The organism is Pseudomonas sp. B8(2017), assembly GCF_002113575.1.
Classification (GTDB): Bacteria; Pseudomonadota; Gammaproteobacteria; order Pseudomonadales; family Pseudomonadaceae; genus Aquipseudomonas; species Aquipseudomonas putida_Z.
On the sequence record NZ_NEIO01000001.1, the window covers coordinates 408,303 to 422,556 of the forward strand.

At 63.8% G+C, this 14,254-nt stretch carries 8 protein-coding genes; 7 read left to right on the forward strand and 1 reads right to left on the reverse strand.

The window, feature by feature from the left end:
• The first annotated feature begins 84 nt into the window (after positions 1 to 84).
• The 7 genes from hutC to hutG all read left to right on the forward strand — a co-directional run bounded on the left by hutC (position 85) and on the right by hutG (position 8,532).
• The gene (gene hutC, locus CAG22_RS01930) at positions 85 to 795 is read left to right on the forward strand and encodes a histidine utilization repressor (protein WP_170929261.1); all 711 of its coding nucleotides are present in this window, start codon (positions 85 to 87) and stop codon (positions 793 to 795) included.
• A complete protein-coding gene (locus tag CAG22_RS01935; protein ID WP_085587769.1) occupies positions 792 to 1,364 on the forward strand; it encodes a HutD family protein in 573 nt (190 codons plus the stop codon). Before hutC ends, CAG22_RS01935 begins: the two co-directional genes overlap by 4 nt.
• Before the next feature lie 256 nt (positions 1,365 to 1,620).
• Positions 1,621 to 3,294, forward strand: coding sequence for a urocanate hydratase (gene hutU / locus CAG22_RS01940; RefSeq protein WP_013974561.1), 1,674 nt, complete (start codon positions 1,621 to 1,623; stop codon positions 3,292 to 3,294).
• A 107-nt stretch (positions 3,295 to 3,401) separates the two neighbouring features.
• Positions 3,402 to 4,934, forward strand: a complete 1,533-nt coding sequence (gene hutH, locus CAG22_RS01945; RefSeq protein ID WP_003259868.1) for a histidine ammonia-lyase — start codon at positions 3,402 to 3,404, stop codon at positions 4,932 to 4,934.
• Between the two features lie 158 nt (positions 4,935 to 5,092).
• Positions 5,093 to 6,496 (forward strand): amino acid permease, encoded by a 1,404-nt coding sequence (locus CAG22_RS01950; RefSeq protein WP_023663049.1) that lies wholly within the window; start codon positions 5,093 to 5,095, stop codon positions 6,494 to 6,496.
• Between the two features lie 16 nt (positions 6,497 to 6,512).
• Entirely contained in the window at positions 6,513 to 7,718 is a 1,206-nt protein-coding gene (hutI, locus tag CAG22_RS01955) for an imidazolonepropionase (protein ID WP_085704195.1), read from the forward strand.
• A gap of 10 nt (positions 7,719 to 7,728) precedes the next feature.
• The gene (hutG, locus tag CAG22_RS01960) at positions 7,729 to 8,532 is read left to right on the forward strand and encodes an N-formylglutamate deformylase (RefSeq protein ID WP_085587775.1); all 804 of its coding nucleotides are present in this window, start codon (positions 7,729 to 7,731) and stop codon (positions 8,530 to 8,532) included.
• Positions 8,533 to 8,591: 59 nt separating this feature from the next.
• On the opposite strand, the gene CAG22_RS01965 is transcribed toward hutG, so the two are convergent.
• Positions 8,592 to 14,117: a dermonecrotic toxin domain-containing protein gene (locus CAG22_RS01965; RefSeq protein ID WP_256582398.1), complete on the reverse strand. Its 5,526-nt coding sequence runs from the start codon at positions 14,115 to 14,117 to the stop codon at positions 8,592 to 8,594.
• Positions 14,118 to 14,254 lie beyond the last annotated feature (137 nt).

The following is a 14,254-nucleotide window of genomic DNA, read 5'->3' on the forward strand; positions in this document are numbered from 1 at the left end:
AACTGCGGCAAGCTACCGCTCATTCCATTTGCACAAGGATCCAACGCCGTGCCGACACCACCTGTCTCCGCGCTGGTTGCCCAGATGGGCGAGGGCCCGGCTCCGCTGTACGCCCGGGTCAAACAGATGATCATCCAGCAGATCGACAACGGCAGCTGGCCACCGCATCACCGGGTACCCTCGGAGAGCGAACTGGTCAGCGAGCTGGGCTTCAGCCGCATGACCATCAACCGCGCCCTGCGCGAACTTACCGCCGAAGGCCTGCTGGTGCGCATGCAAGGGGTCGGTACCTTCGTGGCCGAGCCCAAGGGGCGTTCGGCGCTGTTCGAGGTCAACAACATCGCCGACGAAATTGCCGCGCGTGGCCACCAGCATAGCTGCCAGGTGATCACCCTCATCGAGGAAACGGCCGGTTCCGAGCGGGCCCTGGCCCTGGACATGCGCGAAGGCCAACGGGTGTTCCACTCGCTGATCGTGCATTTCGAGAACGGCGTGCCGGTGCAGATCGAGGACCGCTACGTCAATGCGGCGATTGCCCCCGACTACCTCAAGCAGGACTTCACCCGGCAGACGCCTTACGCCTACCTGTCGCAGGTGGCGCCGCTGACCGAGGGTGAGCACGTGGTCGAGGCAATCCTGGCCGAGCCGGAAGAATGCCGCCTGTTGCAGATCGAGCGGGGCGAGCCTTGCCTGCTGATCCGTCGTCGCACCTGGTCCGGCCGCCAGCCGGTGACCGCCGCGCGGCTGATCCACCCCGGTTCCCGTCATCGCCTGGAAGGACGTTTCAGTAAATGAGTCAGCTGCAGTTGTTGCGAGCGCAGGGCTACCCGCGCATGCCGTGGAAGAACGGTGGCGGTTTCACCGAAGAGATTACCCGCGACAGTGGCGAAGGCCTGGACGGCTTTGGCTGGCGCTTGTCGATTGCCGATATCGAGGAGTCCGGCGGGTTTTCCACCTTCGCCGGCTACCAGCGGATCATCACCGTGCTGCAGGGTGACGGCATGCGCCTGCTGGTCGACGGCCAGGCCAGCAGGCCGTTGCTGCCGTTCGATGCCTTCGCCTTCAGCGGCGAGAGCCAGGTCAGCTGCAAGCTGCTGGGCGGGGCGATCCGCGATTTCAACCTGATCTACGCACCGCAGCGCTACCGGGCGCGGTTGCAGTGGTTCGATGGCACCAGCCGCTTGTACAGCTCGGCGTCGACGGTGTTGCTGTTCGCTGCCAGCAGCCAGGTCGAGGTGGGTATTGCCGGGTGCGAGACGCAGCGGTTGGGGTTGTATGACTGCCTGCGGCTGGAGGGCAATGACCAGTTGCTGGGGTTGGATGTGCAGGGGCGGTTCTGCCTGATCGAACTCGTTTCACGTTGAGATAGCCGGGGGGCTGCTGCGCAGCCCTTCGCGGGCTTGCCCGCTCCCACAGGTACAGCGCACGCCTTGAAGGCAGTGGAGCTCTCTGTGGGAGCGGGCAAGCCCGCGAAGGGCCGCGCAGCGGCCCCATTTCTTTTGCCATTCAGCGGAAAAGTCCAATTATTTTGGTTGTCCATGCTTGTACATACAAGTAAAGGTGTGTTTGTATATCTACCACGACATACCCGCCCGCGGACGACCGCAGAGGACCTTTCCCGTGACCGACAACAACAAATACCGTGACGTTGAAATCCGTGCCCCACGTGGCAACAAGCTGACTGCCAAAAGCTGGCTGACCGAAGCGCCACTGCGCATGCTGATGAACAACCTCGATCCACAGGTCGCGGAAAACCCGAAAGAACTGGTGGTGTACGGCGGTATCGGCCGCGCTGCCCGTAACTGGGCGTGCTACGACAAGATCGTCGAGACCCTGACCCGCCTGGAAGACGACGAAACCCTGCTGGTGCAGTCGGGCAAGCCGGTCGGCGTGTTCAAGACCCACAGCAACGCCCCGCGCGTACTGATCGCCAACTCCAACCTGGTGCCGCACTGGGCCAACTGGGAACACTTCAACGAACTGGACGCCAAGGGCCTGGCCATGTACGGCCAGATGACCGCCGGCAGCTGGATCTACATCGGCAGCCAGGGCATCGTCCAGGGCACCTACGAAACCTTCGTCGAAGCCGGTCGCCAGCATTACGGCGGCAGCCTTAAAGGCAAGTGGGTACTGACCGCCGGCCTGGGCGGCATGGGCGGCGCCCAGCCACTGGCCGCCACCCTGGCCGGTGCCTGCTCGCTGAACATCGAATGCCAGCAGAGCCGCATCGACTTCCGTCTGGAAACCCGCTACGTCGACGAGCAGGCCACTGACCTCGACGACGCTCTGGCACGCATTGCCAAGTACACCGCCGAAGGCAAGGCCATCTCCATCGCCCTGCACGGCAACGCTGCTGAAATCCTGCCAGAGCTGGTCAAGCGTGGCGTGCGCCCGGACATGGTCACCGACCAGACCAGCGCCCACGACCCGCTGAACGGTTACCTGCCAGCCGGCTGGACCTGGGAACAGTACCGCGACCGCGCGCAGACCGAGCCGGCTGCAGTGGTCAAGGCCGCCAAGCAGTCGATGGCCGTGCACGTGCAAGCCATGCTCGATTTCCAGAAGCAGGGTGTTCCGACCTTCGACTATGGCAACAACATCCGCCAGATGGCCAAGGAAGAAGGCGTGGCCAATGCCTTCGACTTCCCAGGCTTCGTGCCGGCCTACATCCGCCCGCTGTTCTGCCGTGGCATCGGCCCGTTCCGCTGGGCGGCGCTGTCCGGTGATGCCGAAGACATCTACAAGACCGACGCCAAGGTCAAGGAACTGATCCCCGACGACGCCCACCTGCACCGCTGGCTGGACATGGCTCGCGAGCGCATCAGCTTCCAGGGCCTGCCGGCACGTATCTGCTGGGTTGGCCTGGGCCTGCGCGCCAAGCTGGGCCTGGCGTTCAACGAAATGGTACGCAGCGGCGAGCTGTCGGCACCGATCGTGATCGGCCGTGACCACCTGGACTCCGGTTCGGTGTCCAGCCCCAACCGTGAAACCGAAGCCATGCGCGACGGTTCCGACGCTGTCTCCGACTGGCCGCTGCTCAACGCCTTGCTGAACACCGCCGGCGGTGCTACCTGGGTTTCGCTGCACCACGGTGGTGGTGTGGGCATGGGCTTCTCCCAGCACTCTGGCATGGTCATCGTCTGCGACGGTACCGATGAAGCCGCCGAGCGTATCGCTCGCGTGCTGACCAACGACCCAGGGACCGGTGTGATGCGTCATGCCGATGCCGGTTACGACATCGCCATCGAGTGCGCCAAGGAGCAGGGCCTGGACCTGCCGATGATCACTGGCTGATCGCCACGCTTTGGATCGCACCCCACAAGGGGTGATACTGAACAACAAGAAGGAGCACGCAGGCACTCACAAACGGGCCTGCGGCTCCACGCGATTGGAGTAGTGAAGTGACCGAATTGACCCTCAAGCCCGGCACCTTGACCCTGGCCCAGCTGCGCGCCATCCATGCCGCGCCCGTGCGCCTGCAACTGGACGCCAGCGCCGCGCCAGCCATCGACGCCAGCGTTGCCTGCGTCGAGCAGATCATTGCCGAAGACCGTACCGCCTACGGCATCAACACCGGTTTCGGCCTGCTGGCCTCGACCCGCATCGCCAGCCACGACCTGGAAAACCTGCAGCGCTCGCTGGTGCTGTCCCACGCCGCCGGTGTCGGCGCGCCGCTGGATGACGACCTGGTGCGGCTGATCATGGTGCTGAAGATCAACAGCCTCAGCCGTGGCTTCTCCGGCATCCGTCGCAAAGTCATCGACGCGCTGATCGCCCTGGTCAACGCCGAAGTCTACCCGCACATCCCGCTGAAGGGTTCGGTGGGCGCATCCGGCGACCTCGCCCCGCTGGCGCACATGTCGCTGGTGCTGCTGGGTGAAGGCAAGGCCCGCTACAAGGGCCAGTGGCTGCCAGCCACCGAAGCCCTGGCCGTGGCCGGCCTCGAGCCGCTGACCCTGGCCGCCAAGGAGGGCCTGGCCCTGCTCAACGGCACCCAGGCGTCCACCGCCTATGCCCTGCGTGGCCTGTTCCAGGGCGAAGACCTGTACGCCGCTGCCATCGCCTGCGGCGGCCTGAGCGTCGAAGCCGCACTGGGCTCGCGCTCGCCGTTCGATGCGCGTATCCACGAAGTGCGTGGCCAGCGCGGCCAGATCGACACCGCTGCCTGCTTCCGTGACCTGCTGGGCGACTCCAGCGAAGTGTCGCTGTCGCACAAGAACTGCGACAAGGTCCAGGACCCGTACTCGCTGCGCTGCCAGCCGCAGGTCATGGGCGCCTGCCTGACCCAGCTGCGCCAGGCCGCCGAGGTACTGGGCATCGAAGCCAACGCCGTGTCGGACAACCCGCTGGTGTTCGCTGCCGAAGGTGACGTGATTTCCGGCGGTAACTTCCACGCCGAGCCGGTGGCCATGGCCGCCGACAACATCGCCCTGGCCATTGCCGAAATCGGTTCGCTCAGCGAGCGCCGTATCTCGCTGATGATGGACAAGCACATGTCCCAGCTGCCGCCGTTCCTGGTGGAAAACGGCGGGGTCAACTCGGGCTTCATGATCGCCCAGGTCACCGCTGCTGCCCTGGCCAGCGAGAACAAAGCCCTGTCGCACCCGCACAGCGTCGACAGCCTGCCGACCTCGGCCAACCAGGAAGACCACGTGTCGATGGCCCCGGCTGCCGGCAAGCGTCTGTGGGAAATGGCCGAAAACACCCGTGGCGTGCTGGCCATCGAATGGCTGGGCGCCTGCCAGGGCCTGGACCTGCGCAAGGGCCTGAAGACCTCGGCCAAGCTGGAGCAGGCGCGCCAGGCGCTGCGCAGCGAAGTGCCGCACTACGACCGTGACCGCTTCTTCGCGCCCGACATCGAAAAGGCCGTGGAACTGTTGGCCAAGGGTCGCCTGACCGGCCTGCTGCCGGCTGGTGTGCTGCCAAGCCTGTAATGCCCCCCAGGGGCCGCTGTGCGGCCCATCGCCGGCAAGCCGGCTCCCACAGATGGAGATGCGACACACCATCTCTGTGGGGGCTGGCTTGCCGGCGATTGGGCTGCAAGGCAGCCCCCTTCGATCTCACGACCACAAAAACAATTTAAGGACGTGACATGCAACAAGCTCAAGGTCTAAAGCGCGGGCTAAGTGCCCGCCACATCCGCTTCATGGCCCTCGGTTCCGCCATCGGCACCGGTCTGTTCTACGGCTCCGCCTCGGCCATCCAGATGGCCGGCCCGGCCGTGCTGCTGGCCTACCTGATCGGCGGCGCCGCCGTGTTCATGGTCATGCGCGCCCTCGGCGAAATGGCTGTGCACAACCCGGTCGCCGGCTCGTTCGGCCACTACGCCAGCACCTACCTCGGCCCCATGGCCGGCTTCATCCTCGGCTGGACCTACGCCTTCGAGATGGTCATCGTCGCCATCGCCGACGTCACCGCCTTCGGTATCTACATGGGCTTCTGGTTCCCGGAAGTGGCCCGCTGGATCTGGGTGCTGGGCATCGTCTTCCTGATCGGCGGCCTCAACCTGTGCAACGTCAAGGTCTTTGGCGAAATGGAATTCTGGCTGTCGCTGCTCAAGGTCGGCGCCATCGTGGCGATGATCCTGGCCGGCCTCGGCATCATGGCCTTCGGCTTCAGCCAGGTTGGCACCGGGCAGGCCGTGGGTGTCAGCAACCTGTTCGACCACGGCGGCTTCATGCCCAATGGCGTGGGTGGCCTGATCGCCTCCTTTGCCGTGGTGATGTTCGCGTTCGGCGGCATCGAGATCATCGGTGTCACCGCCGGTGAGGCCAAGGACCCGCAGCGGGTCATCCCCAAGGCGATCAACGCCGTGCCGCTGCGCATCCTGCTGTTCTACGTGCTCACCCTGTTCGTGCTGATGTGCCTGTTCCCATGGCCGCAAATCGGCAGCCAGGGCAGCCCGTTCGTGCAGATCTTCAGTAACCTGGGCATCGGCTCTGCCGCCGCAGTGCTGAACATCGTGGTGATTTCCGCCGCGATCTCGGCCATCAACAGCGACATCTTCGGCGCCGGCCGCATGATGTACGGCCTGGCCCAGCAAGGCCACGCGCCGCGCGGCTTCAGCAAGCTGTCGAAGCACGGCGTGCCGTGGATGACCGTTGTGGTAATGGGTGCTGCGCTGCTGATCGGCGTGCTGCTCAACTACCTGATCCCGGAGAACGTGTTCCTGCTGATCGCCTCGATCGCTACCTTCGCCACCGTGTGGGTGTGGCTGATGATCCTGCTCACCCAAGTGGCCATGCGCCGCAGCATGAGCCGTGAACAAGTGGCCCAGCTACAGTTCCCGGTACCGTTCTGGCCTTACGGCCCGGCCATGGCCATTGCGTTCATGGTGTTCATCTTTGGCGTGCTCGGTTACTTCCCGGATACCCAGGCGGCACTGCTCGTCGGCGTGGTCTGGGTGGTGTTCCTGGTGGCGTCCTACCTGCTGTGGTGCAAGCCGCGCGCAGGGCAGGGCAAACCGGTAGCGGAACCGGCCGAGCTGCACCGCTAAGTACAGGAGTCAATGTATGAGAACCGTCTGGCAGCACTGCCATGTGGCAACCATGGCCGAGGGCCGTTACTCGGCCATCGAGGACGCGGCCATCGTCACCAACGCCGGGCTGATCGAGTGGATCGGCCCACGCGTCGAGCTGGCGTCGGTCGATGCCGAGCGTACGGTGGACCTGGGCGGCGCCTGGGTCACCCCGGGGCTGATCGACTGCCACACCCACGCGGTGTTCGGTGGCAACCGCAGCGGTGAGTTCGAGCAGCGCCTGCAGGGTGTGAGCTATGCCGAAATCGCCGCACAGGGCGGTGGCATCGCCAGCACCGTGCGGGCCACCCGCGCGGCCAGCGAAGACGAGCTGTTCGCCAGTGCTCGCCAGCGGGTCCAGGCGCTGATGCGCGATGGCGTGACCACCATCGAGGTCAAGTCCGGCTACGGCCTGGACCTGACCAACGAGCGCAAGATGCTGCGCGTGGCCCGGCGCCTGGCCGACGAGTTGCCGCTGGCGGTCCGCGCCACCTGCCTGGCAGCCCATGCCTTGCCGCCGGAATACGTCGGCCGGGCTGACGACTACATCGCGCACATCTGCGACGAAATGCTGCCGGCCCTGGCCGCCGAAGGCCTGGTGGACGCAGTGGATGCCTTCTGCGAACACCTGGCGTTCTCCCCGGCCCAGGTCGAGCGGCTGTTCATCAAGGCGCGCGAGCTGGGTCTGCCGGTCAAGCTGCACGCCGAACAGTTGTCGTCGCTGCACGGCTCCAGCCTGGCGGCGCGCTACCAGGCGCTTTCGGCTGACCATCTGGAATTCATGACCGAGGAAGACGCCATTGCCATGGCAAAAGCCGGCACGGTCGCCGTGCTGCTGCCGGGCGCGTTCTACTTCCTGCGCGAAACCCAGCTGCCGCCGATGGACGCCTTGCGCCGCCACGGCGTGAAGATTGCCCTGGCCAGCGACCTCAACCCCGGCACCTCGCCAGGGTTGTCGCTGCGGCTGATGCTGAACATGGGCTGCACCTGCTTCCGCATGACCCCGGAAGAAGCCCTGGCCGGTGTCACCGTGCACGCCGCCACGGCGCTGGGCCTGGGCGACAGCCACGGCTCGCTGGAAGTGGGCAAGGTCGCCGACTTCGTCGCCTGGCAGATCGAACGCCCCGCCGACCTGGCCTACTGGCTGGGCGGCGACCTGCCCAAGCGCGTGGTGCGCAAGGGCCACGAGATTTCCAACTGAGTGAGGCACGATGGACAAGGTACTGAGTTTTCACCAGGGGCGCCTGCCGCTGCTGATCAGCATGCCCCATGCCGGCCTGCAACTGTCGCCGGCGGTACGAGACGGCTTGGTCGACCAGGCGCGCAGCCTGCCGGACACCGACTGGCATATTCCACGGTTGTATGACTTTGCCCGTGACATGGGCGCCAGCGTGGTGGCGGCGGAGTATTCCCGCTTCGTCATCGACCTGAACCGGCCGGATGACGACAAGCCACTGTACGTTGGTGCCACCACCGGCCTGTACCCGGCCACGCTGTTCGATGGCGAGCCATTGTTCAAGGACGGGTTGGTGCCGACAGGCGAGGAGCGCAAGCAGTATCTGGAGCAGATCTGGCGCCCCTACCACGACACGATTCGTCGCGAGCTGGCGCGGCTGCGCGAGCAGTTCGGCTACGCCCTGCTGTGGGACGCCCATTCGATCCGTTCGCTGATCCCGCACCTGTTCGACGGCAAGCTGCCGGACTTCAACCTGGGTACTTTCAACGGCGCCAGCTGCGACCCGGCTCTGGCCGAACGGCTGAAAGAGGTGTGCGCCCAGGCCCAAGGCTACAGCCATGTGCTCAATGGCCGTTTCAAGGGCGGGCATATCACCCGGCATTACGGCGATCCGGCCAATCACATCCATGCGGTGCAGCTGGAGCTGGCGCAGAGCACCTATATGGAAGAGACCGAGCCGTTCGATTACCGCGAAGACCTGGCACGGCCGACACAGGAGGTGTTGAAGCAGCTTCTGCAGGCAGTGCTGGACTGGGGCAAGGCACATTACGGGCGGTGAAGTTCGCCAGTAAGAATGGCGACGCGATGCAGGCCATGCGCGTCGCCAGTCACTACGGGTCAGTTGTTGTTGATCTGCTTGATGGTAAGTTCGCGCAGTAGCTCCTTCTCCTCCTGATCCTTGTCATCTTGCAGGCCTTGCTGCAAGTTCAACTCGTCCTGAAGCGAGTGGTCCTTGCTGGCCAGCTCGAGCACCCGCAGGCGGAAACGTGCGTCTATTTCGGCGAAGCGGTCGGCACACTCGGCGCGCAGGCGCGTGGTCCAGTCCGTATTCGCCAGCATGTAGTCGACCAGTGCATCGCTCAGTTCACTTTTCCGGACCTTTTCCAGCACACTGGATAGCTCATCGCGCGCCAGGTTCGCAGCACCTCGAAAACGCATGCTGTCGGCGATCGGCAGGTCCAGTTCCCTGGCCAGTTCCCGGCGGTAGGCCAGGCGTACCGAGACCAGGTCACCCGAACCAGTCCGTTGGTTGGCCAGCAGCTCCAGCTGTTCGATCCGGAAAAGCTGCAACAGGCGACGACGCAGTGCTTGCAGGGAATCGCCGGCGTCGACCAACAGGCGTTGGCTCATCAGGTACAGTTCAATATTGTTGAACTCCTGCAGCGCTCCGTCATGGCAGGTCTGCGAGCCGGTTACCGGGTCTGGCAATGCCGCTGCGGCGATGCTCTCCATGATCGGGCGTTCGGTTTCGTTGCTTGCAGCCACCACCAGCATCAAGCGCACCCGTTCGCAGAAGGTGGCACGCGTATTCGGGTCAACGTATGGGGCGGCATTGTGCAAACGGCCCGCCAGACGCAACAGATCACTGCCTTCGAGCCGCTCCCAGCAGTCCTGCAATGCGGCATTCTGTGCTTCGCTACCCAGCAGCCAGTCCTCCAGCCTGGGCGTATCATCGCCCAGCAGTGGGAAGTGAGGGTGGTCGAGAGATCCTTCGCTGGAAGAATCGAAGAACATCAGGTCGTCGGGGATATCCAGGGCAAAGGAATAGCTGTGCTGGCTGTCCGAGAAGGTGCGTACCCGCAGGATGGTTTCAAGAGGCAGTGGGTTGTCGAACAAGGCGATCGACGAGATTGGCATGGGATTGTTCAGGTTCGTCAGGATGTGCTCGGGCAACTGGGTGATGTTGTTCGAGCTCAGGTCCAGAAGTTCCAGTGGCAGCAAACTGTCACACCAGCTGGGCCAGGCTTGCAGGTTCATGTTGGTCAATGCGAGTGACTGCAGGTTGCTGGCCAGCGATGCGGGCACATGGTCGATGTTGCCTGCACGGTTGCCCGACAGGTCCAGCGAGGTCAGGTTTCGCAGCCCTGCGAAAATGTCCATCATGGCCTGGTCGACCTCCAGCCCCATGTTGCGAAACTCCAGGTAGGTGAGCTGATGAAGGCGGGTCAGGGCGGATGCCAGCGAGGGCATGGCGGCCTGGTGTTCATCGATGGTCAGTCGGCTGATGTTAGGGAACCGGCTGAGTAGTTCATCGAGCTGTGAGGTGCTGCCTCGCAACCGCGTCAGGCTGAGTGCACGTACGCGGGCGCCGAAGAACGCTGGAAGCCGCCTGGGGAAATGCTCGATGGCCACGTCCTCGAGTTGCAGGCGCAGGTATGACTGGCCCTGCTCCTGCTGTTCCCAGAATTGATCGATCGCTGACGCGATACGTTGCCTGTCCGCCAGTGCGGCCTGGGTCAATGGGTTGCTCGAACTGGATGCCTGGGCCCAGCCATCGATCGCATCGCGCATCTGCCGTCGCTCATCGCGAATGCGTGCTAGCTGTTCGGAAAGTGCTGCTGGCTGGTCCGTGGTGATACCCGAGGTGTCGACGTGCTCGTTCAGCAACAAGCGCTGCAGGTGGGACTCATTGATGCTGTTGCCTTCCAGCGAGATCACCGGTGGGGTTGTCAGCATGTCCGCTTCATGAAGCAGGAACGAGGGCAACGACCTGAGATTGTTGTGGCGCAATGACAGGTGGGCAATGCGCGCCAGGGCGTCGCTGCCAATCCCGATCGGCCATTGGGCCAATTGCATCTGGTCCAGGCCCAGGTAATCCAGGGTCAATTCATGGAAGCTTGGCCTGTTGCTCTGCGCCAGCCGGTTACCACTCAGGTCGAGGTATCTCAATTGGCGAAGCCCTGACAGCAGGTTCAGGTCGCTTTCGGAAAGCGTCATGTTCTGGTTGGTGAGCACCAATCGTTGCAACCCTGGCAGGCACTCGGTGATGGTGGGCACGCTGAACAGGAAGGGCGAGGGCGTTGCCCTGGGGTCAAACGGACGGCTGATTTCAAGCGACTCGATCTGCGGCATCTGCCTGAGCAGGCGTTGCAGCAGGCGCTCGTTTTGCGCCCAGCCCGCCAAGGACCCTGACGGTAAGTCGATCAGGCTCAGGCTGCGCACGCGTGCGTTGAAAAAAGCGGGCAAGGTGAGGGGCACGTCGGCAAGGGGGACGCGGGCGATACGCAGTTCTGTGGTGGGCCCGGTGCTCTCGTCCAGCGCAGTGTCGTACCAATGTTGCATGATCGAGTCACGCAGGCTGTCGTAGTCCTGTGCTGCCTGGTCGCTTGCCGGCGAAATGGCTTCGCTCCAATCGTCCAGGCTGCTTTGCAGCTCGTTGCGTTGCTCCACCAGCGTCTGCAAATGCTCGAATATCTGCAGCTGTGTACGGCCGCGGCTGGCAAGTGCCAGCAGAATCTGATCTGCCGAGCGGCCGGTGCGTGTGGCGAGCCCTGTGGCTTCGATAGCTTCGAGCAGGCGCTGACGGGTGATGCCGTGGGTGGCCGGGCCGCCGCCACTGAGTGGGTAGCCCAGGCGGCCATCGGCCAGGCGCATGGGAGAACGGTAGCCGGGGCGTACGGGCTGCATGCCCAGCAGCACCCTCAGGGCTGGGCGGGGTAGTAACGGGCTTTCCTGTACAAGGCGCTGCAGCGCTTGCTGATCGGTGACGTCCATGCCCGCCATCGCCGCGGGCAGTGCCTCGTACAATGCAGCGTAAAGGCTTGGGTACACCTTGACCGCCGCACTGGGCAGGCTTTCGTCGTGGACGATGTACCCTGCCGAAGCATGGGTAATGGTCGTGTATGGGCGAGTGCCCGGGGTGCCTATGGCATGATCCTGGGTCGGCCAGGACATGCGCTGGAGCAGCCGGAGCCTGGTCTGTGCAGGCCAGCCTGGCAAGCGTTCGAGCGTATGCATGATCAACAGGTCGCTATCCCAGTTCGGCACGCTGGACAGGTACATCCCTTCGCAGGCGCGGGCAAGGCGAATTTGTTGCTGGTAGATGCGGGCCTCTTCGGCAAGGCGCAGTGGTACCTTGCCGTTGTCGAGTATCTGCAGTTCGTTGGCACTGGCCTCGCGCGCCAGCTCATTGGCGACTGCTGACGGCAATTTCGGATACGTCCTCTGGATGGCCTCGGCGCCCGGCGCCAGGTCGCGCGAAAGGCCGGCGTAGGCCCTGGCAAACTCAGCGGGCCGAGTGCTCTCGTCCGCCCGCTGGCGGACCGTTTCGTCCAGCTTGAAGCGTTGCAGGGTGTCTTCCAGCAAGGCCGGCAGCCGCTGGCTTTCGGCCAGGGCCCGGCGCAGCTCGTCTTCGTGTACGCCGCTGACGGCGATAATCCGTTGCAGCGTCGGCTCGTCGAAGTGCCCACTCAAGTGGCCGATGCGGCGCAGGAGTGTCATGCCCGACCAACTCAGTGGCTTATCGGTAACGTGCAGCCATGCTCCGGCACCGTTGTGCCGCACTGGCGGCTGGTAACGGCGAGGACTTGCAGGGTGTTGCAAACGATATTCACCAGTCGTTGGCGTTTGGCTGACGATGTACTGATTGCCCTGCAGTACCAGCCAGCGTTTGCCTTGGTGATGCCGTAGGCCCAGTTCGTCCGGTACCAGGTCATGGGGCAGTGTCTCGAAGCTCTGGTAGGGCGTGAGGTCGGGTTTCCACAGCCGCATCTGACCATCGGATGTTTCCACGTCTTCCAGTTCTTCGATGAATGAAGGTGTTTCTACAGGAATACGGGCTATCCCTGGCTCCTCATCCTCTGGCTCTTCTATCTCCGGCCCTTCCGAAGCCATGCCGGTTTCGCTGCCCTGCGAGCCTCTCAATGCTTTGGCTGCTGCGCTGAGGGCGGCCATGACGGCCACGTTTTCGATCACATCGAGCAGATAGCCATAGGCAGTATCACGCTCGTCGTTTTCCCAGGCGTCGATCCCTTCATACACCTCATGGGCCAGCTGGGCCAGGCAAACGGCAAGCATTGCCTCGCCAAGCCCCGGCACGAAGAAGCCGGCGATGTTCAAGGCCGTAAGCACACGGCCGGCGATCAGTTCCCGATGGGCTTGCGTGGTGCGCCGGTCGACGATTTCGGTGGGAGTGGCGTGGAACAGCACATCCTTTTCATGACGCTGGGCCTTCTGGAAAGCCATCACGCCTTGGAAGGCGTGGCTGAAAGGCTTCATGACCGGATACAGGGTGGCGTGCGGGTCCGGAACACGTTCATGCAAGCCGCGGGCACTCCAGGCGAGGGGCATGAGCCGGTCCTTCAGGCGGGTGGTTATCGGCGCCTTGTCGCGGTCGGCGAGGTGCTTGTCCAGGTAGCCGATATCGGCCTGGAGCCTGTCGCGCAATTCGTCGTGCATGGCTTGCTGGCTGGTGAACTCCTTGAGGGGCGTGGTGCTGTCTTCAGGGATGTACAGCGCCACGGCCTGATGCCCTTCAGCTTGCAGGGTAATGAGCACAACGCCAGTCGGCTCGGCTTCCCATAACTCGAGCAAGCTGAATGTCACCGGCGAAGAGGGCGATGGCGCCTGGTCAAGTGGTGTGGCGAGAGCGGCGGAATATAGCGTTTCGCTGATATCACCCTTGAGGCGCGCGAAATGCAGGGATTGCCGGAATGCCGATACCTCGGCACGCCCCAGGGTTTCATAAACGGCCAGTGCGGCTTCATCGGCGCCGAGTGACGGCGTGGCCGCCGGGTAGTAGATGGCATGTACCTGTTCGTGATACTTGCCGCCGATATCCAGCGTGCGACACAAGTCGGCGAAGTCTTCGGCGGCGATATCCAGTGCATTGGTGATCGGCACGGTGCCCATGAAGCGCCGGTGATCGACGATGACCGACCTCTTGAGCAGGGAGGCGGGCGCGTCCATGCCGTGTTCGGCAGCGGCGGCCTGGTCGAAGTTGTGCAAGGCGCAGTGCAGCAGCGAGCGTGTAGCCCGGTCTACGGCCTGGCGGCTGTCGATGGCGTCGGTCGTTTCGATCAGGCGGGCATCGACGAGGTAGGTGTCGCGCACATCCAGGTCAAGCCTGAATTGCTGCTTGATGGCATCGGTGAGTGCCTTGGTGGCGTAGGTTTCCAGGGTTGGAAGCTGTTCGAACAGCTTGTGCACCTGCACCTGGTGCTCGCGGTGGCGTGCGTGCTCTTCCTGCCATGCCTTGGCGACCTCCGGTTGTTGCTGGAGTGCCGTCACCAGCCAGGCAGGGGGCTGATGCCAGTTGCGCAACGCACGTCGGGTTTCTGGGGGAGCCTGCTTGAGCCAGGTGGGGATTCTGCGCTCGATGGTGGCGTAATGAACACTAGGCACGGCAGTGACTGCAGTTGGCATGGCGAGGCCCTTGCTTGATTTGGGGCGAGGGACTATCGCGGGCCTGCCTGAACTGCTGGAGGTAGATATATGTGCCCTTGAGGTGCGGCGGCATCAGCGCGGGCAGTGCTCAAAGCGCAATTCAGGTTTATGATGGC

Coding starts and splice junctions, on each gene's coding strand:
- CAG22_RS01950 (WP_023663049.1), top strand. CDS start 5,093: ATGCAACAAGCTCAAGGTCTAAAGCGCGGGCTAAGTGCCCGCCACATC.
- hutG (WP_085587775.1), top strand. CDS start 7,729: ATGGACAAGGTACTGAGTTTTCACCAGGGGCGCCTGCCGCTGCTGATC.
- CAG22_RS01935 (WP_085587769.1), top strand. CDS start 792: ATGAGTCAGCTGCAGTTGTTGCGAGCGCAGGGCTACCCGCGCATGCCG.
- hutC (WP_170929261.1), top strand. CDS start 85: ATGGGCGAGGGCCCGGCTCCGCTGTACGCCCGGGTCAAACAGATGATC.
- hutI (WP_085704195.1), top strand. CDS start 6,513: ATGAGAACCGTCTGGCAGCACTGCCATGTGGCAACCATGGCCGAGGGC.
- CAG22_RS01965 (WP_256582398.1), bottom strand. CDS start 14,117: ATGCCAACTGCAGTCACTGCCGTGCCTAGTGTTCATTACGCCACCATC.